24 protein-coding genes are annotated in these 25,623 nt (G+C 71.6%); 6 read left to right on the top strand and 18 right to left on the bottom strand.

The genetic code is table 11. From position 1 onward, the window contains the following. Positions 1-107: 107 nt before the first annotated feature. The 3 genes from HH212_RS20555 to HH212_RS20565 form a co-directional block, all read right to left on the bottom strand. A complete protein-coding gene (locus HH212_RS20555; protein ID WP_170204201.1) occupies positions 108-392 on the bottom strand; it encodes a hypothetical protein in 285 nt (94 codons plus the stop codon). Positions 393-518: 126 nt separating this feature from the next. Next, a complete protein-coding gene (locus HH212_RS20560) occupies positions 519-1,364 on the bottom strand; it encodes a DUF2145 domain-containing protein (RefSeq protein ID WP_170204202.1) in 846 nt (281 codons plus the stop codon). Then, positions 1,364-1,789 (bottom strand): hypothetical protein, encoded by a 426-nt coding sequence (locus HH212_RS20565; protein ID WP_170204203.1) that lies wholly within the window; start codon positions 1,787-1,789, stop codon positions 1,364-1,366. Before HH212_RS20565 ends, HH212_RS20560 begins: the two co-directional genes overlap by 1 nt. Before the next feature lie 267 nt (positions 1,790-2,056). Between HH212_RS20565 and paoA the strand changes: the two genes are divergently transcribed. Genes paoA through paoC form a run of 3 tightly spaced genes read left to right on the top strand, consistent with a single transcriptional unit; the run spans position 2,057 to position 5,896 of the window. Then, positions 2,057-2,728, top strand: a complete 672-nt coding sequence (gene paoA / locus HH212_RS20570; RefSeq protein WP_170204204.1) for an aldehyde dehydrogenase iron-sulfur subunit PaoA — start codon at positions 2,057-2,059, stop codon at positions 2,726-2,728. Beyond that, on the top strand, positions 2,725-3,678 hold the full coding sequence (locus tag HH212_RS20575; protein ID WP_170204205.1) for an FAD binding domain-containing protein: 954 nt from the start codon (positions 2,725-2,727) through the stop codon (positions 3,676-3,678). Before paoA ends, HH212_RS20575 begins: the two co-directional genes overlap by 4 nt. A gap of 13 nt (positions 3,679-3,691) precedes the next feature. After that, a complete protein-coding gene (paoC, locus tag HH212_RS20580) occupies positions 3,692-5,896 on the top strand; it encodes an aldehyde oxidoreductase molybdenum-binding subunit PaoC (RefSeq protein ID WP_170204206.1) in 2,205 nt (734 codons plus the stop codon). Between the two features lie 164 nt (positions 5,897-6,060). On the opposite strand, the gene HH212_RS20585 is transcribed toward paoC, so the two are convergent. Further along, positions 6,061-7,629, bottom strand: a complete 1,569-nt coding sequence (locus HH212_RS20585) for an FAD-dependent oxidoreductase (protein WP_170204207.1) — start codon at positions 7,627-7,629, stop codon at positions 6,061-6,063. A gap of 85 nt (positions 7,630-7,714) precedes the next feature. Between HH212_RS20585 and HH212_RS20590 the strand changes: the two genes are divergently transcribed. After that, positions 7,715-8,347 (top strand): TetR/AcrR family transcriptional regulator, encoded by a 633-nt coding sequence (locus HH212_RS20590; RefSeq protein WP_229217382.1) that lies wholly within the window; start codon positions 7,715-7,717, stop codon positions 8,345-8,347. A 144-nt stretch (positions 8,348-8,491) separates the two neighbouring features. Further along, entirely contained in the window at positions 8,492-10,966 is a 2,475-nt protein-coding gene (locus HH212_RS20595) for a hybrid sensor histidine kinase/response regulator (RefSeq protein WP_170204209.1), read from the top strand. A gap of 30 nt (positions 10,967-10,996) precedes the next feature. Here the strand turns inward: HH212_RS20595 and HH212_RS20600 are convergent, their stop codons facing one another. From HH212_RS20600 to mdcA, 13 genes are all read right to left on the bottom strand, one after another. Beyond that, positions 10,997-11,359 (bottom strand): DUF3325 domain-containing protein, encoded by a 363-nt coding sequence (locus HH212_RS20600; protein WP_229217383.1) that lies wholly within the window; start codon positions 11,357-11,359, stop codon positions 10,997-10,999. Continuing rightward, entirely contained in the window at positions 11,356-12,990 is a 1,635-nt protein-coding gene (locus HH212_RS20605) for a PepSY-associated TM helix domain-containing protein (RefSeq protein ID WP_170204210.1), read from the bottom strand. The genes HH212_RS20600 and HH212_RS20605 overlap by 4 nt, the downstream gene beginning before the upstream one ends. Beyond that, on the bottom strand, positions 12,987-13,337 hold the full coding sequence (locus tag HH212_RS20610; RefSeq protein ID WP_229217384.1) for a DUF3649 domain-containing protein: 351 nt from the start codon (positions 13,335-13,337) through the stop codon (positions 12,987-12,989). Before HH212_RS20610 ends, HH212_RS20605 begins: the two co-directional genes overlap by 4 nt. Positions 13,338-13,344: 7 nt before the next feature. Next, complete coding sequence (locus HH212_RS20615; protein ID WP_170204211.1) at positions 13,345-15,537, bottom strand: TonB-dependent siderophore receptor; 2,193 nt, start codon at positions 15,535-15,537, stop codon at positions 13,345-13,347. A gap of 183 nt (positions 15,538-15,720) precedes the next feature. Then, positions 15,721-16,674 (bottom strand): malonate decarboxylase subunit epsilon, encoded by a 954-nt coding sequence (gene mdcH, locus HH212_RS20620; protein ID WP_170204212.1) that lies wholly within the window; start codon positions 16,672-16,674, stop codon positions 15,721-15,723. Beyond that, complete coding sequence (locus HH212_RS20625; protein WP_211172383.1) at positions 16,671-17,495, bottom strand: malonate decarboxylase holo-ACP synthase; 825 nt, start codon at positions 17,493-17,495, stop codon at positions 16,671-16,673. The genes mdcH and HH212_RS20625 overlap by 4 nt, the downstream gene beginning before the upstream one ends. Beyond that, positions 17,479-18,243, bottom strand: coding sequence for a malonate transporter subunit MadM (madM, locus tag HH212_RS20630; protein ID WP_170204213.1), 765 nt, complete (start codon positions 18,241-18,243; stop codon positions 17,479-17,481). The genes HH212_RS20625 and madM overlap by 17 nt, the downstream gene beginning before the upstream one ends. 10 nt (positions 18,244-18,253) lie before the next feature. Then, entirely contained in the window at positions 18,254-18,676 is a 423-nt protein-coding gene (gene madL, locus HH212_RS20635) for a malonate transporter subunit MadL (protein WP_170204214.1), read from the bottom strand. A gap of 102 nt (positions 18,677-18,778) precedes the next feature. Then, entirely contained in the window at positions 18,779-19,567 is a 789-nt protein-coding gene (mdcE, locus tag HH212_RS20640; protein WP_229217759.1) for a biotin-independent malonate decarboxylase subunit gamma, read from the bottom strand. Between the two features lie 107 nt (positions 19,568-19,674). Further along, the gene (locus tag HH212_RS20645; RefSeq protein WP_170204215.1) at positions 19,675-20,583 is read right to left on the bottom strand and encodes a biotin-independent malonate decarboxylase subunit beta; all 909 of its coding nucleotides are present in this window, start codon (positions 20,581-20,583) and stop codon (positions 19,675-19,677) included. Beyond that, positions 20,580-20,891, bottom strand: a complete 312-nt coding sequence (locus HH212_RS20650) for a malonate decarboxylase subunit delta (protein ID WP_170204216.1) — start codon at positions 20,889-20,891, stop codon at positions 20,580-20,582. Before HH212_RS20650 ends, HH212_RS20645 begins: the two co-directional genes overlap by 4 nt. Before the next feature lie 81 nt (positions 20,892-20,972). Continuing rightward, positions 20,973-22,088, bottom strand: a complete 1,116-nt coding sequence (locus tag HH212_RS20655) for a triphosphoribosyl-dephospho-CoA synthase (protein WP_370663884.1) — start codon at positions 22,086-22,088, stop codon at positions 20,973-20,975. Continuing rightward, on the bottom strand, positions 22,088-23,782 hold the full coding sequence (gene mdcA, locus HH212_RS20660) for a malonate decarboxylase subunit alpha (RefSeq protein WP_170204217.1): 1,695 nt from the start codon (positions 23,780-23,782) through the stop codon (positions 22,088-22,090). The genes HH212_RS20655 and mdcA overlap by 1 nt, the downstream gene beginning before the upstream one ends. Positions 23,783-23,919: 137 nt before the next feature. Between mdcA and HH212_RS20665 the strand changes: the two genes are divergently transcribed. Then, the gene (locus HH212_RS20665; protein ID WP_170204218.1) at positions 23,920-24,852 is read left to right on the top strand and encodes a LysR family transcriptional regulator; all 933 of its coding nucleotides are present in this window, start codon (positions 23,920-23,922) and stop codon (positions 24,850-24,852) included. Positions 24,853-24,981: 129 nt separating this feature from the next. Here HH212_RS20665 and HH212_RS20670 read toward each other — a convergent pair whose 3' ends face one another. Beyond that, positions 24,982-25,572 carry a YdcF family protein gene (locus HH212_RS20670; RefSeq protein ID WP_170204219.1) on the bottom strand — a complete coding sequence of 197 codons (591 nt, stop codon included), beginning with the start codon at positions 25,570-25,572 and terminating at the stop codon, positions 24,982-24,984. Between the last annotated feature and the right edge of the window lie 51 nt (positions 25,573-25,623).

A 25,623-nucleotide genomic window follows, 5' to 3' on the forward strand; every position in this document is an offset into this window, starting at 1 on the left:
ATCGTACACTTATTGACAAGATTATGCGGTTTGAATCGTGCGTGCCTGGATTCGAAAAACCGCGTGCCGGTCCCGATGCCGGCGCTGGCCGGGAAAAATTGACCGATTCACCTTCCGCGGCGCCGGCGTCCAGTCGCGACGCGGGCGAAGCCATCGACGACCTGCGCGGGCAGCATGCTCACCATGCCGTGCAGTATCAGCGGCACCAGCACGAACTCGTCGACCGCGCCGAGCACCGGCAGCGCAAAATTCGCCGGCTCGAGGGCGAACAGCGCCAGGCCGGCCAGGCCGGGCAGCAGCCACCCGGGCCGGTTTTCGTGGCGGATGGCGAACCACAACAGGCGCAAGTCCTGGCCGGCGACGGTGCGCCACAGTGCGAATAGGCGTTTCAAGGCGTTCTCCTTCGTGACGTGGGACGTTGGTGTCCTCGATATGGCTTGTCCGGCCCGGAACGCAATAGGCAGAGGATGCGCATGGCGTCGTGTCGACAACGCGGCGCCGGTGCCGGCCGCACCCGGCTACTCTACCGCCACACGGCGCGCCTCCGGATCGCGTTCCTGCACGAAGCGCAGCAAGGCATCGGCGGTGACGGTATCGATGTGCCCCGCCATGCGCCGCTCGAACGGGTGGTCGTCGAAGGCGACGTTGGCGCGCGTCATGCGCGCGCCCAGGCGCACCGCCGCCGGCACCTCCACCGTGCCCGGCCGGTAAGGCTGCTGCTTGAGCCAGGCCTGCGCTTCGGCGCGCGTCTCGACTTGGCCGGGCGGCGCCATGCCGGCCGCCAGCACTTCCAGCAGCCACTGGTTGGAATTCTGGTAGCGCGTCGAGAACGCGTAGGACAGCATGTTGTAGCGCGGCTCGTGCAGGCGGCGCGGCGTGCGCGTCGCCAGCACCCGCTTCAGGCCGGCCTGCAACTGCGCGCCCGGCACCAGGATCGCGGCGTCGTAGCGGTGCAGGTCGGTCAGGAAGAAGTTGCCGACGCCTTCGTCGTACAGGTCGGACGACGCCGTGCCGCAGGCGTTCAGCTCATGCACCACGGTCCAGCGGCCGGCCGGATGGTCGCGCACCGCGATCCCCATGTGCGACCAGCGCAGGCCGTAGCGGCCCAGGTCCTGGCCCGAGCGCGCCAGCAGGGCCACCTCGGCGCCGCTGGCATCCAGCGCGGCGACCGTCTTGCGCGCCAGCTCCATCGATTGCACCACCTCGGTGGCGCGCAAGGGTTCTTCGCGGCAGGTGGCGCCGGCATGGGCCGGCGGCGCCGGCGTCCAGGCCAGCAGCGCGGCCAGGGACAGCGCTGCCAGGCCGCGCGCCGGCGCCGGGGAAGGTGCCCCAGCCGGTCTGCGCGCGTGCGCGGCGGCGCCCATCACGCCCCCGAGCGCGCGTGGTGCAGCAGCGCCTTGCCGGCCTCGTTGGGGATGAAGGCGAGCGCCTTGCCCGACAGGACCAGTACCTGGCCGGTGGCCGTGGCCACCACCTGCAGCACCGTGCCGGCCGCCAGCGACAGCCCGCGCGCGGCCTGCCCCGACAGGCGCACGGTAGCGGTGCTGGCCTGGCCGGCGCCCTGGAGCACCAGGTCGACGCCCTCGGCCGAGGTCTCGACCGCCGCCACCACCACGCTGCCGGTGACCGAGACCGCCACCAGCGAGCCGGCGATCACCAGGCCGGACGCGTCGGCCGACAGACGCGACGGCGCGGACGCGTCGCCGTTGCCCGAGGCGGCAACCGCGCCGGGCGACAGGCCCATGGCGAGCGACAGGGACAGCAGCGCGACCAGCAGCTTGTGTTTCATGATGCCTCCTTCGGTAAACACGTCGATATGAGGAAATCATGCCCCGAGGCCGCCGCCGTCACAAGCGTTTATTGCACAGGCGCGGCGCCGGCAGCCGCCGGTAGCGCGATCCGCTACCGGCCGTCGCGCCGGACGCGACCGCGCGGATGTGCAAAGCGTGTGGAGGCGAAGTGCGGATTGCCATTAATATGACGAATATGATCACATTGCCTGCCTGTCAAGGCAGACGCTTCACCTCCGTAGTCCACACCCGAGGAATCGACTCCCATGGAACAATCCACCGATATCAACCAGACCCGCCGCGGCATCCTGATCGGCGGCGCGCTGTCGGCCACCGCCGCCGCCGTGCCGTCGATGGCGGCGCCCCAGGCCGGCGCCGCGTCCGGCACGCCTGCTACCACGCCGCCGCCGGTCACCGGCAAGGTCACGTTGCGCGTCAACGGCCAGCCGCAGACGCTGGAACTGGACACCCGCACCACCTTGCTCGACGTGCTGCGCGAGCACCTGCACCTGACCGGCACCAAGAAGGGCTGCGACCAGGGCCAGTGCGGCGCCTGCACCGTGATGGTCAACGGCCGCCGCATCAATTCCTGCCTCAGTCTGGCGGTGATGCACGAAGGCGACGAGATCACCACCATCGAAGGCCTCGGCACCCCGGACAAGCTGCACCCGATGCAGGCCGCCTTCGTGAAGCACGACGGTTACCAGTGCGGCTACTGTACCCCCGGCCAGATCTGTTCGGCGGTGGCGGCGCTGGACGAGATCAAGCGCGGCATCCCGAGCCACGTCACGGGCGACCTGAACGCGAAACCGCTGCTGTCGATCGACGAGCTGCGCGAGCGCATGAGCGGCAACATCTGTCGCTGCGGGGCGTACTCGAACATCATGGAAGCGATCAACGAAGTCGCCGGCGGCAATGTGAAGGGGGCCAAGGCATGAAGGCATTCACCTACCAACGCGCGGCCAATCCGGCCGACGCCGCCGCGGCGGCCATGAAAAACAAGGGATCGCGCTTCATCGCCGGCGGCACCAACCTGCTCGATCTGATGAAGCTGGAGATCGAGACGCCGACCCACCTGATCGACGTGAATGGCCTCGGCCTGGACAAGATCGAGCCGACCCAGGACGGCGGCCTGCGCGTGGGCGCGCTGGTGCGCAACACCGACCTGGCGTCGGATGCGCGCGTGCGCAAGGACTACGCCGTGCTGTCGCGCGCGCTGCTGGCCGGCGCCTCGGCCCAGTTGCGCAACAAGGCGACCACCGCCGGGAACCTGCTGCAGCGCACCCGCTGCCCGTATTTCTACGACACCTACCAGCCGTGCAACAAGCGCACGCCGGGCAGCGGCTGCTCTGCCATCGGCGGCTACACCCGCAACCACGCCATCGTCGGCACCAGCGAGTTGTGCATTGCCACCCACCCGAGCGACATGGCGGTGGCGATGCAGCTGCTGGACGTGGGCGTGGAAACGGTACGTGCCGACGGCGCGCGCCGCACGATCCCGATCGCGGATTTCTACCGGCTGCCGGGCAACACCCCGCACATCGAGAACAACCTGCAGCCAGGCGAGCTGATCACCGCGGTGACGCTGCCCAAGCCCTTGGGCGGCAAGCATTACTACCAAAAGGTGCGTGACCGCGCCTCGTACGCCTTCGCGCTCATTTCGGTGGCGGCGGTGGTGCAGCCGGACGGCAGCGGCCGCGTGGCGGTCGGCGGCGTCGCCCACCGCCCATGGCGCGTGCCGGCCGCCGACCAGCAACTGCGCAACGGTGCCAAGGCGGCCACGGACGCGCTGCTGGCCGGCGCCCGCACCACCGACGACAACGCGTTCAAGGTGCCGCTGGTGCAGCGCACCCTGGCCTCGGTGCTGGCGCAAGCCCGCAAAGCTTAACCGGACGACGACAATGAAATTCACCACACCCGCCACCACCAATCCGATCGACCGCCTGAAGGTCATCGGCAAGCCCACCGACCGTATCGACGGCCCGTTGAAAACCACCGGCACCGCGCCCTACGCGTACGAACAGCACAAGGCGGCGCCGAACGCCGCCTACGGATGGGTCATCGGTTCCGCCATCGCCAAGGGCCGCATCAATGCCATCGACACGGCCGCCGCCCGCCGCGCGCCCGGCGTGCTGGCCGTGGTCACCTACGAAAACGCCGGCAAGATCAACAAAGGCGACTTCAATACGGCGCGCCTGCTGGCCGGCCCGGAAGTGCAGCACTACCACCAGGCCGTCGCCGTCGTCGTGGCCGAGACCTTCGAGCAGGCGCGCGCCGCGGCCTCGCTGGTGAAGGTCGATTACGCCAAGGTGCAGGGCGTGTACGACCTGGACGCCGCCATGAACGCGGCCAAGACGCCACCTGCGAAGGACGACAAGCCGGCGACCAGGGTCGCCGACTTCGACGGCGCCTTCGCCAAGGCGCCCGTCAAGCTGGACGCCACCTACACCACGCCGGACCAGTCGCACGCGATGATGGAGCCGCACGCCACCATCGCCGTCTGGGAAGGCGATAAATTGACGTTGTGGACCTCGAACCAGATGATCAACTGGGGCAAGAAGGACATGGCCAAGACCCTCGGCATCCCGGTCGAGAACGTGCGCCTGGTGTCGCCCTACATCGGCGGCGGCTTCGGCGGCAAGCTGTTCCTGCGTTCGGAAGCGCTGATGGCGGCGCTGGGCGCCAAGGCGGCCGGCCGCCCGGTCAAGGTGACGCTGCAGCGCGCGCTGATGATGAACAACACCACGCACCGTCCGGCCACGATCCAGCGCGTGCGCATCGGCGCCACGCGCGAGGGACGCATCACGGCGATCGCCCACGAGAGCTGGTCGGGCGACCTGCCGGACGGCCAGCCGGAAACCGCGGTCAACCAGACGCGCCTGCTGTACGCCGGCGCCAACCGCATGACCCACCTGCGCCTGGCGGTGCTGGATCTCCCGGAAGGCAACGCCATGCGCGCGCCGGGCGAGGCGCCGGGCATGATGGCGCTGGAAATCGCGATGGACGAGATGGCCGAGAAGCTCAAGATGGACCCGGTCACCTTCCGCATCGTCAACGACACCACGGTCGATCCGGAAAAGCCGGGCCGCAAGTTCTCGCAGCGGCGCCTGGTCGACACGCTGCGCCTCGGCGCCGAGCGCTTCGGCTGGAACAAGAGGAACGCCACGCCGGGCCAGGTGCGCGAGGGCCGCTGGCTGATCGGCTACGGCGTGGCAGCGGCCTTCCGCAACAACATGAACATGAAGTCGGCGGCGCGCGTGCGCCTGGAGCGCGACGGCGGCATCACGGTGGAAACCGACATGACCGACATCGGCACCGGTTCCTACACCATCATCGCCCAGACCGCGGCGGAGATGCTGGGCGTGCCGCTCGAACGCGTGACGGTGCGCCTGGGCGACTCCGCCTATCCGGTGTCCTCCGGCTCGGGCGGCCAGTGGGGCGGCAACAGCTCGACCGCCGGCGTGTACGCCGCCTGCGTCAAGCTGCGCGAGAACATCGCCAGGAAGGCCGGTATGGACCCGGCCCAGGCCGATTTCGCGGACGGCGCGGTGCGCGCCGGCGGCAAGTCGCAAGACTTGCGCCAGCTGGCGGCGCAGGGCGACATCACCGGCGAGGACACGATGGAATACGGCGACCTCGACAAGAAGTTCCAGCAATCGACCTTCGGCGGCCACTTCGTCGAGGTGGCGGTGGACGCCGCCACCGGCGAGATCCGCGTGCGCCGCATGCTGGCGGTGTGCGCGGCCGGGCGCATCCTGAACCCGAAGTCGGCGCGCAGCCAGGTGATCGGCGCCATGACCATGGGCGTGGGCGCGGCGCTGATGGAAGACCTGGTGGTCGACAAGCGCATCGGCTACTTCGTCAACCACGACCTGGCGGGCTACGAGGTGCCGGTGCACGCCGACATCCCGCACCAGGAGGTCGTCTTCCTCGACGAGACCGACCCGATGACCTCGCCGATGAAGGCCAAGGGCGTGGGCGAGCTGGGGATCTGCGGCGTGGCGGCGGCGGTGGCGAATGCCATCTACAACGCCACCGGCGTGCGCGTGCGCGATTATCCGGTGACGCTGGACAAGCTGCTGGCGAAGATGCCGCTGGCGGTGTAATCACGATGCCGGCGGTGGTTTGAACACGATGCCGGCATGATCGTAGGGTGGACGCGGCTGGCGAGGCGGCTGCGCCGTCCACGTGTTCATGCGATGCCCGGATGCCCGGAATACCGCGACAATGCATGCGGTACGTGGATGCGTGGACGGGAAACCCGCCCACCCTACAAGGGCGTGAACCATCGCGCCAAGGCGGGCTCGGCACCCGCCGGACAGCCTTCATCATCACCTGCCCAAGCCACGATCCCATCCGGCCGCACCAGTAGCGCGGAGATCCCCAGCTGCTCCCGGGCCGGGCCGGCGACATAATCGACTCGTTCGGCATACCCGGACGCCAGACCGGCCAATCCGGCATCCCCACCGAAATCCAGCAGCAACCCACGCCCGTCGCGCAGCAGGTCGTCCACGCGCCTGCCATCTTCCAGCTCGAAGCGCGGCACGCTGTAACCCGCAAGCGGATGGGCGTCGGCCTTTTCTCCCAGGTCGACACGCGTATCGACCCCCCAGATCCTCCCGGCGACATGGGTCGCGCCGTCGCGCGTCTGCAGCAGTTCGCGCACGATCGCGCTCAGCGCCCGCGCCCCCGGGTCGGGCCGCATCAGCGCCACCTGCGCGCGCGACCAGTCCAGCACGCGCGCACCGGGCGGGTGACGTTCGGCCTCGTAGGTGTCCAGCAAGCCGTCCGGCGCACGTCCCTGGACAGTGGCGGCCAGCTTCCAGCCCAGGTTCATGGCGTCGCCCAGCCCCAGGTTCAGGCCCTGGCCGCCGAGCGGCGCGTGGATGTGGGCGGCGTCCCCGGCCAGCAGCACGCGGCCCCTGCGGTAGCGGGTGGCCTGGCGCGCGCGGTCGGTCCAGGTGCTGGCCGCGTGCAGGGCGCTCACGCCCACATCGGTACCCGACACGCGCCGCAGCACCGCCTGCACCTGCTCCAGGGTGGGCGGCGTGGCGCCATGGCCGGCGCCGCCGTCGAATTCTTGCATGACCAAAAAGCCGGGCTGCGACTGGAAGAACATGCCGGTCGCGGTCAGGGTACGGCCGGGGGGCAGGCGCTCGGGATCGGCCAGGTCCACCTGCGCCGAATAGCCGGTGAACTCCGGTTCGGTGCCGGCGAAGTCGAAGCCGCCCAGCTTGCGCACCGTGCTGCGCGCGCCGTCGCAGCCGACCAGCCAGCCGGCGCGCAGCGTTTCGCTGTACGTCATGCCGCCGTCCGCAAGCTCGCCGCCGGCCCGCACGGTGACGCCGCCGGCATCCTGCTCGACGCCGGCGATGGCGGCGCCGCGGCGGATCGTCACCCCCAGCGCCTGCGCGCGGTGCGCCAGCACGCTTTCCAGTTCCGCCATCTCGGAGAGCATGCTGGTGTCGAGCGAACCCGGCAGGCGCCGCGTCCAGCGCGCGCGCTCGATGTCCTCGTCGAAGAACGGCAGGCCGGCGAAATGGCCTATCTGGCGCCGCGCCGGCGGCGCCGGCATGCGCGCCGGATCGCCGAACGGATGCTTCAGGCGGCGCGGCACTTCCAGCTGCTCCAGCAGGCCGCGCCGCGCCAGCGCCTCGACGGACGGCGCCGACAGGCCGCGGATGCCGAACGGCAGCCGCTTCATCGGCGCATCGGCCTGGGCGGCCTGTTCCAGCACCAGCACCGAGCAGCCGGCGAGCGCCAGTTCGCAGGCGAGGAACAGGCCGACCGGACCGGCGCCGGCGACGATGACGTCGTGATGTGGGTGATGGCGATTCATGGGAGATGACGAATTCAATAAAAATAGACTGGGTATGAAAATATACCCGGTATATATAAACTATGCTAGCATCGCCGTCATGTCAATGCCTTCCGACCTCCGCTCGCGCAAGCGCCTGGCCACCCGCCAGGGTATTTCGGACGCCGCCACGCGCCTGTTCCTGGAGCGCGGCTTCGACCACGTGACCGTGGACCAGATCGCCGCCGCCGCCGACGTCGGGCGCATGACGGTGTTCAATCACTTCCCGCGCAAGGAAGACATGCTGTTCGACCGCGACGAGGCGTTGCGCGAGATGCTGCGCCGCAGCCTGCAGGAGCGCGACCCTGCCGTCGGCCCGGTCGAGACCCTGCGCCGCCTGGCGCACCGGCTGGTGGCCGAGGATAGCCCGAGCCTACGCTTCAGCCCCGACAGCGAACGCTTCGCCGCCACGGTCGAGGGCAGCGCCACGCTGCAGGCGCGCGCGCGGGCGATCCGCGACGAAATCGCCGGCATGATCGCGCAGACCCTGGCGGCGACGGCGGGCAGGGCGCCGCACGATCCGGATGCGCGGCTGGCGGCGGGCCTGCTGCTGGCCACCTGGAGCGCGGCCTTGATCGAAGCGCACGGCGTCTACCGCGCCGGCCACGATGCGCCAGCGGCGCAGGCGGCGTTCCTGGCGCTGGTCGACCGCGGCAGCCGCGGCATCGGCGCCGCGATGGCGGGCACGCCATACGCCTGAAGCGCATGGCGCCGTCCGGCCGCCGCAACGGATGTACGCACGCGACGCACGATTGAAATTCATCTAGTTGCCATGTGGAAAACTGATAGAATTGATGAAACTGACGAACACGCCAGGATCATCGCTTTTCCGCCGGACGCCGCCATGACCGATTTCCATCCACACACCAGCTTCTTTCCGCAGGGCGCCGTCGAGCGCATGTTGTCCAGCCAGGGCGCCAGCGCGCTCGGCGCCATGCAGGACTGGCCCGTCGTGCTGCGCCACGCGGTGCGCTTCATGCTCGACGCGGCGGCGCCGGCGTTCCTGGTGTGGGGGCCGCGCCACATCTTGCTGTACAACGATGCCTGCACCTCGCTGCTGGGCAGCCTGCATCCGGCCGCGCTGGGACGTCCGCTGGAACAGGCCTGGCCGCAGGCCTGGGACGCGCTGCGCCCGGCGCTGGCCGACCTGCCGCAGGTCGCCTTCCAGCTGGGACAGCCGCGCGTCGCCACGCCGGGCGTCGCCACGCCGGGCGTCGCCACGCCGGGCTTCGGCACACCCGCCGACGGCCGCGCCGGCCAGGCGCCGCCGATGTCGTGCGCGCCGCTGCGCGACCTGGACGGCAGCGTGCACGGCCTTTCCTGCACGCTGCCGGAGTGCGCCGCCACTTTCGGCAGCGACCCGCGCTTCCGCGCCATCGCCGACGCCATGCCGCAGCTGGTGTGGTCGACGCTGCCGGACGGCTTCCACGACTACTACAACCGGCGCTGGTACGACTTCACCGGCATGCGGCCGGGTTCCACCGACGGCGACGGCTGGAACGGCATGTTCCACGCGGACGACCAGGAACGCGCCTGGGCCGCCTGGCGCCACTCGCTGGCCAGCGGCGCGCCCTACGAGATCGAATACCGGCTGCGCCACCACAGCGGACAATACCGCTGGATGCTGGGGCACGCGCAGCCGATCCGCGACGCCGGCGGGCGTATCGTGCGCTGGATGGGCACCTGCACCGACATCCACCAGCAAAAGCAGAACGAGGCGGCGCTGCGCGACGCGCGCCTGCGCCAGAAGGCGGCGCTGGTGGCGGCCGACATCGGCACCTGGACCTACGACATCCGCGCCGACCGCGTGTACGCCGACCGCAACTTGGCGGCGATCTTCGGCGTGTCGACCGCGGATGCCGACGGCGGGCCGCTGGCCGCCTACCTGGGCGCGATCCACGCCGACGACCTGGAACCGGTGCAGGCGGCGATCCGCGCCTCGGTGGCGTCCGGCGAAGCCTACGAATGCCGTTACCGCGTGCGCCTGGCGGACGGCGGCTGGCGCCACCTGCTGGCGCGCGGCAAGGTCAGCGCGGATGCCGATGGCCAGCCGGCCTGGCTGCCGGGCGTGGTGGTCGACGTCAGCCGGCAAAAGCAGGCCGAGGATGCGCTGCGCGCCAGCGAGGCGCAGTTCCGCGCGCTGGCCGACACGCTGCGCGAAGCCGACCAGCGGAAGGACGAGTTCCTGGCGATGCTGGCGCACGAACTGCGCAATCCGCTGGCGCCGATCACCGCCGCGGCCGACTTCCTCACCATCGGCACGCCGGACGAGGCGCGCGTGCGCCAGGTCACCGCGATCATCGCGCGCCAGGCCAGCCACATGAGCGGCCTGATCGACGACCTGCTGGACGTCTCGCGCGTCACCCGCGGCCACATCACGCTGCACCGGGCGCCGGTGGCGCTGGCCGGCGTGGTGGCCGAGGCGGTCGAGCAGGTGCGTCCGCTGATCGCCGCCAAGGGCCACCAGTTGACGTTGGAGCTGCCGCCGCAGGACGCGGCGGTGCTGGGCGACCGCAAGCGCCTGGTGCAGATCTTCGCCAACGTGCTCGGCAACGCCGCCAAGTACACGCCGGCCGGCGGCCGGCTGGCGGTCGAGATGCGGGTGGACGAGGGCGGCGACGGCATCACGGTCGACGTGCTGGACGACGGCATCGGCATGGCGCCCGAGCTGGTCAAGCGCGCCTTCGACCTGTTTTCGCAGGGCGAGCGCAGCATCGACCGTTCCCAGGGCGGCCTGGGCATCGGGCTGGCGCTGGTGCGCAGCCTGGTCGAGCTGCACGGCGGCCGCGTCGAGGCGCACAGCGCCGGCCCCGGACAGGGCAGCCGCTTCGCCATCCGGCTGCCGCGCCGGCGCGATCCCGCCGAAGCCGCGCCGCCGGCCGATGCGCAGGCCGGTGCGGCCGGCGCGGCGGCGCTGGAAGTCATGATCGTCGACGACAACGTGGACGCGGCCCAGATCCTGGCGATGTTCGTCGAGGCGCTCGGCCACCGTCCCACGGTCTGGCACAGCCCGGCGCGCGCGCTGGAGCACGCGGCGCGCACGCGCCCGGACCTGTGCGTGCTCGACATCGGCCTGCCCGAATTCGACGGCCACGAACTGGCCGCGCGCCTGCGCCGCCTGCCCGGCATGGAGCACGCGCCGCTGGTCGCGGTCAGCGGCTACGGCCAGGCCGAGGACCGCCGGCGCGCGCTGGCGGCGGGGTTCGACCGGCATTTCGTCAAGCCGGTGAAGGGCGAGGATATCCTGGAGGTGCTGCAAAAGGTGGCGGCGGAAAAGGCCGGAAGCGCGCGGGAAAGGGCGATTGCCGATCCTCCCTGAACCACCGATTTGTGGCTTCGGTCATGGCAGCTACGCCACCAGCGCCCCCGCCAGTGACACCAGCGCAATCGTCCCGGCAACCCATCCCAGCCTGGCCACCGCGCGCCCCGCATAGGTCAGGCTCAAGGCCGATACCAGCGCCCCCGCCGTCAACACGCCCAGCCAGGCGACGACGCCCTTGGCGCCGCCCCACAGCGCCACGCACGCCGCCAGCGCCACCAGCAGCGCCACGCTGCCCAGGATGCGCAGCTGGCGCCGCCGCAGCGGCGAGGGCGCGCTGCCGCGGCCGTGCAGTCCCTCCCAGTGGCGGTCCATCGCCAGGCTGAGGGAACAGAAACCGCCGGTCGCGGCGCCCAGCGCCCCCAGCGCCAGCATCGGAACGAGCGCGCTCATGCCGCGCTCCCGGCCAGGCGCACGGCGCGCGCCGGCGTCCTGCGCAGGCGCAGCGCGGCGGCCACCAGCGCCAGCCCGAGCAGCAGCGTCACCAGGTCGAAGCCGGCCACCGCCCACAGGCCCATGCCGATGCTGCGCGCCAGGCCGGCGCCGCCCGTGGCTGCGTTCAAGAGCGGCAGCAGCGCGAACAGCAGGCCGCCCAGGCCCAGCTGCAGCTGCCACATCCAGCGCCTGGGCAGCAACAGCGCCGCCAGCGCGGCCACGCCCCACACCGCGAAGAACCAGCCGATCTCGGCGTCGGCGCGCTGCGCGACTGCGTTCGGCAGCAGGCGGTTGGCCCAGAAAAAGGCGGCCATCGCCAGCGGCAGGCCGGCCACTGCGCCCAGGTTGAGGCCGTCGACCAGGCGCAGGCCGACGCCGCTGGCGAACCCCGCTTCCCCCTGCTTGCGCAGCTTGGCCAGCTTGGGCCGTTCCTTCACCGCCCACATCAAGAGCCCGGTGGCCACCATCACGCAGCCGGCCAGGCCGGACAGGAAGAACAAGGCGCGCAGCAGCGGATCGGCGAAGCGGCCCACGTGCAGGCCAACCATGACGCCGCGCGTGGCCACGGCGGCGCCGTTCTCTCCGGTGCGCGACTGCAGCGTGCCGCTGACGCCGTCGAAGGTCATGGTCGGCAGGTCGTTGCCGATGCCGTGGCCCTCGCCCTGGACCACCGTCACCGTGGCGCGCGCATCGCCGGCCAGGTTGACGGTGACCCGGCCCACCGGCGCGCCATGCCAGGCGGCGCTGGCCTGCGCCAGCATCGGCGCCAGGGGCGCCAGCGGCGCGCGCTCGCCGGACGGCTTGGCGTTGCCGGCCGGCCCGCCGTTCAGGTCGGCGTAGAAAGCATCGGTGCGGTCCTGGTACACGGCCTGCACGCCGCCCGGCAGGTACAGGAACATCAAGGTGACCAGGCCGGTGTAGGTGATCATCAGGTGGTAGGGCAGCGCCAGCACGGCGCTGACGTTGTGGGCGTCGAGCCAGGAACGCTGTCCCTTGCCGGGCCGGAAGGTGAAGAAATCCTTGAAGATGCGTTTATGGGTGACGATGCCCGACAGGATCGCCACCAGCATGAACATGGCGCAGCAACCCACGATCCAGCGGCCCCAGATGGCGGGCATGTAGTGCAGGTCGAAGTGCAGGCGGAAGAAGAAGTCGCCGCCCTGCGTGGCGCGCGCCTTGCCCAATTCCTGGCCGCTGGCCGGGTCGAGCACGGCGCTGCCGAACTGGCGCTGGCCGCGCTTCGGTTCTTCCTTCCTGGCGCCGGCCTGGCCGTCCGCCCCAGGTTGCGGCTTCGGCGCCGGCACCCAGCTGGCGCGCACGGTCGGGTCGCGCTCGCTCGGCATGGTGACGTACCAGCGCCGGCCGCCGGCCGCCTTGTGTTCCAGCACGCGCTGGGCGTTGGCAATGGCGGTTTCCTGCGTCGCCGGGACCGATGCCGCGGCGTGCAGCTCGGGTTTCATCCACAGCGTGATCTCGTCGCGGAAGTAGCTGGCGGTGCCGGTGGCGAACACCATGAACAGCACCCAGCCGACCAGCAGGCCGGACCAGGTGTGCAGCCATGCCATCGACTGGCGGAAGCCTTCCTTCATGACTGGCCTCCGCTGCGGGCCAGCAGCACCAGGCCCGGAACGACGGCGAACAGCGCCAGGCCGACCCAGGCGCGGGTGGCGCTGCGGGCGGCGAAGGCCCACATCGCCGCGCACGGGTACACGGCCAGCCCGGTCAGGGTGGCGCTGACCACCGCCTCCACCGGGCGCAGCGGCAGCACGGCCGCCAGGGCGTTGGTGGACAGCGCGGCGACGCCGTAGCCGCCCAGGATCGCGGCCAGCGCGCGCGCGGCGACCGCGCCGCGTTGGCGCAGGGTGATCCCGGCGCGGCGCTGCTTCGGTGCCGGCCTCGGCGCGGCGGGATGGTCGGACATGTCGACTGCGTTCATGGTGTCCTCAGAAGGTGGCGCGCAGCGTGGCGGCGAGGTTGCGCGGTTCGCCGTACCAGTTGCCGCCGCCGGTGCTGCCCAGCGTGCGGTAGTAGCGCTTGTCGAACAGGTTGTTCAGGTTGACGGCGAGGTCGAGGTTGCGGTCGATGCGGTAGCCGACGCGGCCCGACCATAGCGCGTAGCCGCGCTGCTCGATGCGCAGCGCGCCGCTGGTCTTGTAGGCCAGGCTCTGGGCGTTGACGCCGGCGCCCGCGCTCCAGGCCGACCAGGCCCCTGGCGGCTGCCAGTTGGCCCACAGGCGCGCGATGTGCCTGGGCGTGAAGGTCGACAGCGGCTGGTTCTCGTTGGCGCTGGCCGTGCCGGTGGCGGTGCGGTCGCGCAGATAGCGGGTCTGGTTGAAGGTATAGCCGGCGGCCAGTTCCACGCCCGGCAGCAGGCCGCCGTTGAGTTCCGCGTCCAGGCCCTGGCTGCGCACCTTGCCTTCGGCGACGTAGCAGGACCCACCTAGCGGCGAGGCCGGGCAGGGCGTCGGCTGGCCGGGGTCGACCTGCGAGCGGTTATCCTCGATCACGCGGAACAGCGCCAGCGCCGCGTTCAGGCGCCCGCCCGCCAGTTCGCCTTTCAATCCGGCTTCGACATTGCTGCCGGTGGCCGCCTTCAGGGGCTGGCCGCCGGCGGTGACCAGGTTGGCCTGCGAGCGGAAGATCTCGGCGTAGCTGAGATAGCCGGTCCAGTCGCGCGCCAGGTCGACGCTCAGGGCGCCGTAGGGCGTGAACTTGTGGTTTTCCTCGAACGGCGCGATGGTCCAGACGTTGGTGACCAGGTTGCGCGTGCTGGTTTCGAAGTTGCTGACGCGCCCGCCCAGCACCAGCTTGACGCGCTCGGCCAGCGCCAGCCGCAGCGATCCGTACACGCCGGACTGGCGCAGCAGGTTGTGGGTGTGGGCGGCGGCGCGCGCCGGCACGGTCGGCGCCACCGCATAGGCGAACGGATCGAAGGCAAATGGATCGATCGATGGATTGGCGACGCGGTACAGCTGGCTGGCGAGGTCGTAGTCGCGCTGCTGCCAGTTGGCGCCCACCAGCACGTCGTGGCGGCGGCCGAAGGCGTCGAAACCGCCTTCCAGCGTGGCGTCGACGGCGTCCTGGTCGCCCACCAGCTTCTGGCCGAACGAGGACAGCGCCGGGCGCGCGCCGGTCGCGAGGTTCACGGTGCCGAAGGCCGAGCCGCTCAGGTCGTCGTTGGACTCGCGCATGTGGGTCACGCCCAGCTTGGCGTTCCAGCCGGCCTGGAGACGGTGGCGCAGGTCGGCGAAGGCGGTGGTGGTCTTGACGTCGGTGTGCGACCAGGCGGCGTTCAGGTAGGTGTCGCGCGGCAGGTCGAGGTCGCGCCCGTCGCTGTAGCGCGGCAGGCCGCCGTAGAACGGTCGCATGACGTTGCGCTCGACGTCGACGCCGGCGCCGAGCGTGGTGGCGGGGCCGAGGTCGGCTTCGAACACCGCGTAGCCGACGCGGTGGCGGGTGTTCGCCGCGTCGTAGAAGAACTTGCGTTCCTGGCCCACGCCCACCACGCGCGCGCGCAGCGTGCCGGCCGCGTTCAGCAGCACGCTGGCGTCGCCCTCGGCGCGGTAGTCGTCCCAGCGGCCGGCGCTCAGCCGGGCGGCAAGTTGCGCCGCCTTGAGCGGGCGCTTGCGCACCAGGTTGACGGTGCCGCCCGGCTGGCCGGCGCCGTTGAACAGGCCGGCCGGCCCGCGCAGCACCTCGACCCGGTCGAACACCGCCAGGTCGGGGCTGATGGCGAAGCCGTTGCCGCGCTGGGTCGGCACGCCGTCGTACTGCACGGTGTCCACCAGGAAGCCGCGCGAATAGAAGCTGCGCTCGTAGCTGCTGCCCTGCTCGACGACGATGCCGGTGTTGGCCTGCAGCGCTTCGTCGAGCGAACGCAGGTTCTGGTCGTCGAGGCGCTCGCGCGTCAGCACCGTCACCGATTGCGGCGTCTCGCGCAGGCTTGGGCTGCCCTTGGCGACGCCGGCCTGGCCGGCGCCGTAGCGCTCGTCGATGCGGGCGCCGGTGACGACCACGGCGTGGGTGACGGGTTCATCGGCGGCGGGCAGGGACTGGGCCTGGCCGAACGAGGGAAGAGCGGGAAAGGCGAGCGCGAGCAGGGCGCACAGGGGCAGGCGCGGAGGCAAAGTCGTCATGCAGGTTGTTATCGGTGTGGGAAGGGAGGGCGTGCGCGGGGTCAAGGCGAACGCAAATGAGAATGATTCGCATTCTAACGCGATCATTGATTTTTTGGAACCGCTTTTTCCGCTATTGCGGCGCGACTGCGGGCACTACAGCGGGCACCACAGCGGGCGCGGCGGCGATCGTGCTGCCGCCGGTCAGGCGCCGACGGCGTCTTCGCCCCGCACCGCCGCGACCAGGTCGTCGATGCGCCGGCCCTCGCAAGCCAGTGCCAGGCCGGCGCCGAACACCGGCTCCGCCAGGCGCGTGAGCACCGAGCCGCTCGGCATTTCCAGCGCCAGGCGCGCGCCGCGTTCCCAGGCGTGGCGCACCGTGTCGGCCCACAGCACCGGGTGCGCCATGTTTGCGGCCAGGTCGGCGCCGATGCGGGCGCCGTCGAACAGGGCGCGCGCGGCGCTGCTGCTGACGTAGGTGAGCTGGGGACGGCGCAGCGGCACCATTTCCATGGCGGCCGCCAGCCGGCCGGCCTGGTCGGCCAGCAGCGCGCAATGCGACGGCACCGGCACCGCCAGCCGTTCGGCGCGCAGCGCGCCGTGCTGCAGCGCCAGGCCGGCCAGCGCGGCCAGCGCGGCGTCGGAACCCGCCGCCACCAGCTGGCGCTCGCCGTTCAGGTTGGCCAGGTACACCGGCGTGGCCGGCGTGTGCACCGCGGCCAGCAGCGGCGCCAGCTGGCGCGCCGTCAGGCCGGCGATCGCGCTCATGCCGTAGCCGCGCGGATAGGCGTCTTCCATCAGCGTGGCGCGCAGCCGCACCAGGCGCACGGCATCGGCGAAATCGAGCACGCCGGCCGTCACCGCCGCCGGCCAGGCGCCGATCGACAGGCCGGCCACCATCCGCGGACCGGCGCCGTGCGCGGCCAGCACACGCGCCATGGCCACCCCGGCCACCAGCAGGCACAGTTGCACGGCGACGGTCGAGCGCAGCGCGGCTTCGCCGTCGAGCGCCAGGACGTGAAAGGGTGCGTCCGGCGCACGGCCCAGCGCGCGGCCGGCTTCGTCCAGCGTGCGCGCGGTCTCGGGGTGGTCCGGCAGCGCATGCAGCATGCCGGGCCGCTGGGCGCCCTGGCCGGGAAAGGTGAACAGGACGCTCATGCGGCGTCCATGGCCCCGCCGTCGTCGGCCCAAGCCCACGGATCGGCCAGCAGCAGCGGGCCGCGCGCGGTCTTGAGCAGCACGCGCCCGGCGCCGCGCACCAGTTCCGCCAGGGCGAAGCCGCCGTGGCCGGTGTCGACCTGGATATCGAGGCGGCACGGGGCGGCGTCCGCCAGTTTCGCCAGCGCCGCCAGCGTGGCGGCCGGCGGCGCCGCCGGCGCGCGCACCAGCAGGTCGAGGTCGCTGCCGGAACGCAGCACCGGCAGGCCGGTCGCCAGCCAGAAGCCGGCGCCGCCGGCCGGACCCCAGGCCAGGCCGAGCGCATCCAGGCGCGGCGCGAGCAGCAGCAGGGCGGCGATGCAGGGCAGTCCTTCCGCAGCCTGGCGCGGGCGTCCGTCGCCGGGGCCGCGCAGCCCGGCCGCCAGCTGCTCCGGCGTGACGCGGCGCGCCAGCGCACCCAGGTCGGCCAGGCCGGCGCAGCGCTGGCTGCGCTGCAGGCCGCGCGCGCCCGCCGCCACCCGGCCGGGCGGGGCGGGCGCGCGCCGCACCACCAGCGGCGTCCGCATCAACCATCGTGTATCGAGCCACGATGGCAAGTCGCTGGCTGCGCCAGCGCCGGCAGCGGCGCCGGCATCCGCAGCGCCGTTGTCCGGGGCGCCGGCCGCCGGGTCGCCGGCCGCCGTCTCGCCGGCCGTGCCTCCCACCGCGCCGCGCACGCTCCACCCGGCGCGGCACGACGCCGCCGCCGTGAACCCGCCGGCGCGCGCCAGCCACAGTAGGTCGTGCGGACGCGGCGCCGCCATGTCAGCCGACCAGCGCACGGGTCGCGAAGAACAGCAGCGACGGCCCCAGCAGGCAGCCGAGGCCGGTATGGAAGGTGGCCACCAGCGCGCCGTAGGGCACCAGGCGGCGGTCGGTGGCGGCCAGGCCGGCCGAGACGCCGCTGACGGTGCCGGCCAGGCCGCCGAACACCATCGCCGAGCGCGGCGTGCGCAGGCGCAGGAAGCGCGCCGCCGCCGGCGTGCCGACCATCACCATGATCGCCTTGACCAGGCCGGTGGCGATGCTGAGCGCCATGATCTCGGACGAGGCGCCGATGGCCGCGCCGGTGACCGGGCCGACGATGTAGGTGACGGCGCCGGCGCCGATGGTGGTCAGGCTGACCGCGTCGCGGTAGCCGAAGGCCCAGGCTACGCTGGCGCCGACGGTGAAGGGCAGCACGGTGCCGAGCAGCAGCGCGGCGACGCCGACCAGGCCGGCCTTGCGCGCTTCCACCACCTGCACCTCGAAGGCGGTGGCGACGATAGCGAAGTCGCGCAGCATGGCGCCGCCCATCAGGCCGACGCCGGCGAACAGCGAGACGTCGGCCAGGCCGTTCTTGCCGCCGGTCTGGATGCCGCCCCAGTAGGCCAGCGCCAGGCCGATCACGATGGCGATCGCCGAGCCGTGCACGCGGCCGAAGGTCAGGCGGCGCGACAGCTGCATCGATACCAGCATCACCAGGCCGACCAGGGCGAAGGCCAGCACCAGGCCGTTGTGCTTGGCGGTTTTTTCCAGCAGTTCGATCATGGCGTTCTCCTCAGGCGCGGCGCGTGGCGCCCGGTTTGGGGTTGCTGTCGGCATCGGCGCCGAACGGCGCATCCGGCACGTCGCGCTCGCTGCGGTTGATCAGGGCGATGCAGCCGGCACAGGCCAGCACGGTGGCGAAGGCGGCCAGCAGCGCCACCGGGCCGCCGCGCAGCGCCGAGACCACGTTCTGCTGGGCCGCCATCGCGACCACCACCGGGATGTACATCGCGCCCCAGAACGCCACGCCCATCTCGGTGGGTTCCGGCATCAGCCCGCGCCGGTGCATGTACAGCCGCGCGCAGATCAGCAGGATCATGGCGATGCCGACCCCGCCGACGTTGGTCTTGGCGCCGAGCAGCGCGCCCAGCAAATCGCCCAGGAAGATCCCGAGCAGGTGGCATACGGCCAGCAATGCGGTTCCATAGATAATCATGTGTGTCTCCTCACGTCCAGGATTCGGTTGCCGCCGCCCCAGGATCTGTGGCGTCCTTCGGGACGGCGGCGTCGTGCACTTGCTTCGCTAGAGAATGGTGTCCTAGTCGGCGGCCTCCCATTGCGCTTCCAGCAGCGCATGCACGCGGCGCGAGGCTTGCCGGTGTCGGCCCTGCAGGCGGCCTTCGAGGCCGCGTTCGGGGTCGGCCAGGATGTCGGCCAGCGCGTCTTCCAGCGCGCCGTGCACCAGCGCCAGGTCCTGCTCGTCCGGCAAGGCGGGATCGGTCAGCCCGAGCACGCGCCACAGGATGCCGAGGGTGGCGAAGCTGCGCAGGTCGTAGGCCATCGGCGGCACGCTGGCGGCCAGCCGTTCCAGCGCGTCCACCGAACGCAGCGTGACGCGCGCGGCGGAGGCCTTGCCCATCGCGTGCACCATCACCGCCGGGTCGTCCAGCGCGATCAGGCGGTTGGCCTGGTAGCCGTGCGCCAGGAAGGCGCCCGACATGGCCAGCCCGACCACCAGGCCGATCACCGGATGGCCGGCCAGGCGCGCCTCGGCATAGGCGCCGGCGGCGCCGGCCAGCGCCTGGTGGATGCCGAAGGCTTCCTCGCGCCGGCCGTAGGCCTGGCTGGGCGCGTCGATCACGGCCACGATCGGCCGCCTGACGGCGGCGTCGCGGTCCATTTCGATCACCTCCTGCACCGCCTGCGCCAGCTGCCAGCCCTCGACCAGGCCGACCTCGCCGGTGCGCGCGCGCGGGAAGCGGTTGGATGGGTCGGGCACCACCGCGATCCAGCGCGCCGGCTGCCCTTTCAGCGGCGCGTCGCAGACCCGCACCGCCGGCCAGTCGTGCAGCGCATCGGCGCCGCCGGTGAGCAGGCGCAGCCACATGGCGCCGCGCGAGGACGGCGCCTGCCGGGGCGCCGCATCCGCCGCCGTGTTCACCTCGGTCGCCAGCGCGCCGGCGCCGGCCGTTCCATCGATTCGATTCGATTCCATCATGCTTCTCCCGGGTAGACGGCGCGGACCGATGCCGGCGTCGGCTGTTCTTCGGTAGCGGCCCGCGCCAGGGCGGCCAGGTAGACATCCGCCTGCTGGCTGCGGTGCTGCGCCGGCACCCCGCGTGCGAACAGGGCGGCGACGATGGCGCGGATGGCGCCGCTGTCGTCGTCCACGCAGGCATCGGCCAGCCCGGTGGCGTGGCGCTGCTCGCCGCCGGTGAGACCCCAGACCAGGGCGCGGTTGCGCGCATCGAATTCGGCCACGCCGGCTTCCTGCTCGATCACCTGCGGCCCGTTCAGGCCCAGGCGCGCCTCGCGCGTCAGCACCAGGTACGAGCACAGCCCGGCCGCGATCGACATGCCGCCGTAGCAGCCGACCGTGCCGGCGCTGACGCCGATCACCGGCCGGTAGCGGCGCAGGTCGACGATGGCGGCGTGGATTTCGGCGATCGCCGCCAGGCCCAGGTTGGCTTCCTGCAGGCGCACGCCGCCGGTCTCGAACAGGATCACGGCCTGGGTCGGGATGCCGCGCCGGTTGTCGCGCGCCGCCAGTTCCAGCGCGCCGGCGATCTTGGCGCCGCCGACTTCGCCCATGCTGCCGCCCTGGAACGCGCCCTCGATGGCCAGCACCACGGTCGGCAGGCCGGCCAGCAAGCCCTTGGCCACCACCACGCCGTCGTCGGACTGGGTGACCAGGCCCTGCATGGCCAGCCAGGGCGAGGCGATGCGCTCGAACGGCCCCGCCAGTTCGCGCATGCTGCCCGCGTCGAGCAGCGCCCCCGCGCGGCTGCGCGCGCCGCGTTCGATGAAGCTGTCGCGCCGTAGCAGCGCTTCGATGCGGGCGTCGGGGGCGGGCGCCGGGCTGTCTGCCGGGTGCACGGCGTGGGATACGGTGTCGACGCTCATGATGCCGCTCCCATCTGCTGTGCTTCTTCGAAGGCCTGCTCGATGCGCATGCGCACCACGCCCGGCGTCGCGCCGTTGTCGTTGATCTCGATGCGCGCCGCCGGCAGGGCGCCGGCGCCGAACACGCGTTCCAGCAGCGCCGTCCAGGTGGCGCCGTAGCCGTCCACCGAGGTCTGCACCGCCACCGTAGTGCGGCCGTCGGCGCCCGGTTCCAGCAGCACTTCCAGGTCGCCCGAGCTGACCACGCCGGTCACCGTGCGCGAGCGCGCCGCTTGGCCGGCGCCGAACGAGAATGCCAGTTTCTCCATGATTTACTCCGTCTCCATTGTCGTGTCGCGGCGTTCGCCGCCGTTGCCGGCCGGGCTGCCGGTCCGCGCAGGCCGTAGAACCTATCCCAGCAGGGAACCGGTCGTTGCTGACGCGCCTGACAAGCGGGTGCCGCGTTGCTCGTCGTTGCATGGCTCGCCATGCGCCTCCTCGCGCCTTGCCCGCGCTTGCCAGTCATCGTCATCAACTTCCCTCTCCCTACCGGGATAGGTTCTTCGCCCGGCAGCGTCGATGCGCGCGGTGTCCAGTCGATCGAGCAGCAGCGCCGCCGCCAGCAGGTCGGCCGCGCCGCCGGGCGATACGTGCAGCCGGCGCAGGCGCGCCTCCAGCGCGGCGAAGGCGCGGCGTCCGTTGGGCGCCGCCATGCCGCCGCGCGCCAAGACCCGCCGCGCGCCCGTCTGCGCCGCATGCAGGGCGGCGGCGCCGCCGCGCGCCAGCAGGCAGGTGTCGTCCAGGCCGGCCATCACCGCCAGCAGGGCATTCACGCGCGCCTGCGGCTCGGCGTCGCCGCGGGCGCGCGCCGAACGCAGCATCGGCAGCGCGTGCCCGGTCACCGCCGGGAAGCCGGCGCGCGCCTGGCCGCGGGCGCCACCCACGCCGTGGACGCGGCAGGCCAGCTCGCCCTTGTTGCCGGTGTGCGCCGGCGCGCCGGGATCGTCGATGCGCGCCAGGCGGCCGGCCAGCCGGGCGATGCCGGTGGCCGTGTCGTGCATTGCGGTCTTGGTAGCCGTCGTCTCGCGGGCGGGGCCGGCGCCGTTGGCGGCACCATGCAGCGCGTAACGCGCCGCTGCCGTCACCAGCAGGCCCAGCGCCCAGATCGCGCCGCGGTGGGTATTGACGCCGCCGGTGGCCGCCATCATCGCGCCTTCCGCCGCGCGGCCGATGGCGCCGATGCGGCGCCGCAGCGCGGGCAAGTCGTCGACGGCGGCGCCGGCGCGGGCCATGTCGAGAAAGGCCGGGCGCAGCGCCCACGCCGAGCGGCACATCAGCATCCAGCGCATGTCGGCGTGGGCGCCGCCGCCGCGCAGGTCGACCAGGCCGGGCTTCGGCGTCAGCAGCGCCTCGTCGACCAGCGCCGCCACCGCCAGGTCCGCCAGCCGCTCGGCCAGGGCATCGGCCGGCGCGCTGCGCGCCGTTCCGGCGCCGCTCGCCGTGACCATCGGAATCAGCGCCGTCATCACCAGCTCCTGAACTTGGCCGGCGGCTGGTACAGCCCGCCCGACCAGTCGACCAGCTCGCCGATGCTCTTGGCCGCCAGCAGCGAGCGCGTGGCCTCGGCGCGCTGCACGCCGATGTCTTCCGGCAGCGCCACCAGCCCGTCGCGGCGCAGTCGCGCGGTGGCGGCGGGATCGTGGCGCAGGCCGATCGGCGTCACCCCGGCCACCGCCGCCAGCATCGCCTTGCGCTCTTCCAGCGAGCGCGCCTTGTACAGGTAGGCGATGCCTTCCTCGGTCAGCACGTGGGTGACGTCGTCGCCGTAGATCATGATGGGCGCCAGCGGCATGCCGGACGCTTTTCCCACCTCGACCGCGTCGAGCGATTCGACGATGGTCGGCGCGGTGCCGTCCTGGAAGGTCTCGACCATCTGCACCACCAGCTTCTTGCCGCGCGCCAGCGGGTCGATGCCGCCGCCGTCGGTACCGCCATCCACCAGGTCGAGCCAGGCCGGCGTGGCGTGGCGGCGGCCGTGCGGATCGTGGCCCATGTTGGGCGCGCCGCCGAAGCCGGTCAGGCGCCCGTGGGTCACGGTCGACGAGTTGCCCAGGCCGTCCATCTGCAGCGTCGAGCCGATGAACAGGTCGACCGCGTACTGGCCGGCCAGCTGGCAAAAGGCGCGGTTCGAGCGCATCGAGCCGTCGCGCCCGGTGAAGAAGATGTCGGGACGCGCCGCGGTGTAAGCTTCCATGCCGAGTTCGGCGCCGAAGCAGTATACGCTCTCGACCCAGCCGGACTCGATCGCCGGGATCAGGGTCGGGTGCGGGTTCAGCGTCCAGTTGCGGCAGATCTTGTTTTTCAGGCCGAGGCGTGCGCCGTAGGTCGGCAGCAGCAGTTCGATCGCCGCGGTGTTGAAGCCGATGCCGTGGTTCAGCGACTGCACCTGGTGGCGCTCGTACACGCCGCGGATCGCCATCATCGCCATCAGCACGTGCACCGGCTTGACCAGGCGCGGGTCGCGCGTGAACAGCGGCTCGATATAAAACGGTTTATCCGACTGCACCACGAAGTCGATCCACGAGCCCGGCACGTCCACGCGCGGCAGGTCCTGCGGGTCGTCGACGATCTGGTTGACCTGGGCGATCACGATGCCGTCGCGGAAGGCCGCCGCTTCCACCAGCGCCGGCGTGTCCTCGGTGCTGGGACCGGTGTACAGGTTGCCGGCGCGGTCGGCCTTGTAGCCGGCCACCATCACCACGTTCGGCGCCAGGTCGACGTACAGGCGCGCATACAGCTCGATGTAGGTGTGCAGCGCGCCGACCTGCAGGGTACCGTCCTGCAGGAACTGCGAGATGCGCAGGCTCTGCGCGCCGGCATAGGCGAAATCCAGCTTGCTGGCGATGCCGCGCTCGAACAGGTCCAGGTGTTCCGGCAGGCTGACGCTGGGCATGATCATGTGCAGCCGGTTGACCCGCTCGGGATCGACCCGCACCAGCGCGCGCGCCAGGAAGTCGGCCTGCTTCTGGTTGTTCCCCTCCAGGACCACGCGGTCGCCGCTGACCACCAGCGATTCCAGCGCTTCGGCCAGGCGGTCGGCGGGCAGGACCGCGCCGTCGGCCAGGTGGCGCACCGCGTCCAGGCGCCGGCGCTTTTCCTGGCGCCGGGTGTCCCAGCGGCGCGCCGGGGCCGCCGCTTGCGCGGGGTTCGAGCTTCCCATGTTGTCTCCTTTGTATGCAGCGTGTGATGCCAGCATAGGAAGCGGCGATGCCGGTTTCAATCAACGCGGCGCGCGAACGTTTACTCTGAGGCTAACGGTTGCGGTAATCTCGACGCTGCTCACACTCTGGAACCGCCATGATCGACGAAGAAATCACGCTGAAAAAACTCGAGGTGTTCCTGGCCTTCATGCGCCTGCACAGCCTGGCGCGCGTGTCCGAGGAAGTCGGGCAGAGCACGGTCAGCGTGCACCGCGCGCTGCATTCGCTGGAAGAAGGCTTGCGCTGTCCGCTGTTCCGGCGCGAGGGGCGCAACCTGGCGCCGCTGCCGGCCGCCTTCGTGTTCGCCAGGCACGTCCAGCGCGCGGTGGCCGAGACCGAGGAAGGCATCCGCCAGGCGCGCGAACTGGCCGGCGTGGAAGGCCGGCGCCTCAAGATAGGCTCGCTGTATTCGCTGACGCTGCGCTGCATTCCGCAACTGCTGATGGGCTTGAAGCTGCGCCGCCCGGAACTGCAGGTGGACCTCACGCTGGGCTCGAACCAGGAATTGCAGCAGGGGCTGGAAGAAGGTCGGCTGGACGCGATCGTGATCGGCCTGCAGGCGCCGCTCGACGAGGCGCGCGCCGATGCGCGTTTCCTGAACGTGCCGCTGTTCGAGGACGAGGTGCGCCTGGCCGCGCCGCTCGGCTCGCCGTACGCCGGCCGCGACCACGTCGACCTGCGCGACCTGCGCGGCGAAAAGTTCATTACCCTGGGCAGCGGCTTCGTCACCGCCCACAGCTTCGACCACGCGTTCCAGCAGGCCGGCTACGTGCCGGAGACCGTCCTGCGCGTGAGCGACATCTTTTCGCTGATCAACCTGGTGGCCGGCGGCATGGGCTACAGCCTGCTGCCCGGCCGCGTGGCCGGCTTCAGCAGCCGCATCGACCTGATCCCGCTGGATGCGCGCTATGCGTCGCGCCAGGCGATCACGCTGCTGCTGTCGACGGCGCGCGAGCGCGATCCGAATTTGCTCGCGCTGGCGGCGGAGTGCCGGATGTATGGGGTGAAGCGGGAGGCGTTGCCGGGGTGACGGCGACTTCGGGGTGTCGACCGGCGCGTTGGCGGTGGGGTGCGGCGGCTTGCGCGTTCAAGGGACGGTCGCGCGACGATGTGCGGGCCTTGGGACCAGACCGACGGTTCGCGCGACGAGCGCCATCGGCTATCGGGAAGCCGGATAGGGAGCGCAGCCGTCGACTTCGGCCAGGAACCCCTGCGCCAGATACCCCGGAATCTTGCCGAATTCCCCCAGGATGCGCGCCCGGAACGCCTCGTCCTCGTGCCAGCGCGCGGCCGGCACGCCGAAATAGTTCACGGCGCACAGCGACATGCGCAAGCCCGGCCAGTGGCGCTGCATGGTCATCAGGTAGCGCCGCGCCGAGCAGACCTTGCCGATCAGGACCACGCTGCGGATGGCGGCGAGATCGGTGGCGGCAGCCACCGCGGCGCGGCCGAAGCGCACGTTCTCGCCGGTGTTGGTGGCGGCGCTTTCCAGGATCAGGGCGGACTCGGGCATGCCGAGCCGCAGCAGCCGTCCGGCGATGACCTCGGCCTCGGCTTGGGCGATGCCGGCGGTCGCCCCGCCAGAGACCAGCAGGCGCCCGAACATGCCCTCGTTCCAGAGCGAGATGGCCGCTTCGCAGAACGCGTCCACGCCGTGGCGCGTGCCGAACAGGAAGCCGAGGTCCGACGGCGCCGGCGGAAAGGCCGGCATCATGTAGTCGGCGATGCGCTGCAGGTCGGCGTCCGGCATGGGTTCCTCGGTGTTCGGTCGGTCGGCCGACGATGTCAGCCGATGATAACA

Source organism: Massilia forsythiae (genome assembly GCF_012849555.1).
Lineage (GTDB): Bacteria > Pseudomonadota > Gammaproteobacteria > Burkholderiales > Burkholderiaceae_D > Telluria > Telluria forsythiae.

Excerpts from the sequence above, each read along its gene's own strand:
- HH212_RS20560 (WP_170204202.1), bottom strand. The coding sequence starts at position 1,364 with ATGGGCGCCGCCGCGCACGCGCGCAGACCGGCTGGGGCACCTTCCCCG.
- HH212_RS20565 (WP_170204203.1), bottom strand. The coding sequence starts at position 1,789 with ATGAAACACAAGCTGCTGGTCGCGCTGCTGTCCCTGTCGCTCGCCATG.
- paoA (WP_170204204.1), top strand. The coding sequence starts at position 2,057 with ATGGAACAATCCACCGATATCAACCAGACCCGCCGCGGCATCCTGATC.
- HH212_RS20575 (WP_170204205.1), top strand. The coding sequence starts at position 2,725 with ATGAAGGCATTCACCTACCAACGCGCGGCCAATCCGGCCGACGCCGCC.
- paoC (WP_170204206.1), top strand. The coding sequence starts at position 3,692 with ATGAAATTCACCACACCCGCCACCACCAATCCGATCGACCGCCTGAAG.
- HH212_RS20585 (WP_170204207.1), bottom strand. The coding sequence starts at position 7,629 with ATGAATCGCCATCACCCACATCACGACGTCATCGTCGCCGGCGCCGGT.
- HH212_RS20590 (WP_229217382.1), top strand. The coding sequence starts at position 7,715 with ATGCCTTCCGACCTCCGCTCGCGCAAGCGCCTGGCCACCCGCCAGGGT.
- HH212_RS20595 (WP_170204209.1), top strand. The coding sequence starts at position 8,492 with ATGACCGATTTCCATCCACACACCAGCTTCTTTCCGCAGGGCGCCGTC.
- HH212_RS20600 (WP_229217383.1), bottom strand. The coding sequence starts at position 11,359 with ATGAGCGCGCTCGTTCCGATGCTGGCGCTGGGGGCGCTGGGCGCCGCG.
- HH212_RS20605 (WP_170204210.1), bottom strand. The coding sequence starts at position 12,990 with ATGAAGGAAGGCTTCCGCCAGTCGATGGCATGGCTGCACACCTGGTCC.
- HH212_RS20610 (WP_229217384.1), bottom strand. The coding sequence starts at position 13,337 with ATGAACGCAGTCGACATGTCCGACCATCCCGCCGCGCCGAGGCCGGCA.
- HH212_RS20615 (WP_170204211.1), bottom strand. The coding sequence starts at position 15,537 with ATGACGACTTTGCCTCCGCGCCTGCCCCTGTGCGCCCTGCTCGCGCTC.
- mdcH (WP_170204212.1), bottom strand. The coding sequence starts at position 16,674 with ATGAGCGTCCTGTTCACCTTTCCCGGCCAGGGCGCCCAGCGGCCCGGC.
- madM (WP_170204213.1), bottom strand. The coding sequence starts at position 18,243 with ATGATCGAACTGCTGGAAAAAACCGCCAAGCACAACGGCCTGGTGCTG.
- madL (WP_170204214.1), bottom strand. The coding sequence starts at position 18,676 with ATGATTATCTATGGAACCGCATTGCTGGCCGTATGCCACCTGCTCGGG.
- mdcE (WP_229217759.1), bottom strand. The coding sequence starts at position 19,567 with ATGTGGCTGCGCCTGCTCACCGGCGGCGCCGATGCGCTGCACGACTGG.
- HH212_RS20645 (WP_170204215.1), bottom strand. The coding sequence starts at position 20,583 with ATGAGCGTCGACACCGTATCCCACGCCGTGCACCCGGCAGACAGCCCG.
- HH212_RS20650 (WP_170204216.1), bottom strand. The coding sequence starts at position 20,891 with ATGGAGAAACTGGCATTCTCGTTCGGCGCCGGCCAAGCGGCGCGCTCG.
- HH212_RS20655 (WP_370663884.1), bottom strand. The coding sequence starts at position 22,088 with ATGACGGCGCTGATTCCGATGGTCACGGCGAGCGGCGCCGGAACGGCG.
- mdcA (WP_170204217.1), bottom strand. The coding sequence starts at position 23,782 with ATGGGAAGCTCGAACCCCGCGCAAGCGGCGGCCCCGGCGCGCCGCTGG.
- HH212_RS20665 (WP_170204218.1), top strand. The coding sequence starts at position 23,920 with ATGATCGACGAAGAAATCACGCTGAAAAAACTCGAGGTGTTCCTGGCC.
- HH212_RS20670 (WP_170204219.1), bottom strand. The coding sequence starts at position 25,572 with ATGCCGGACGCCGACCTGCAGCGCATCGCCGACTACATGATGCCGGCC.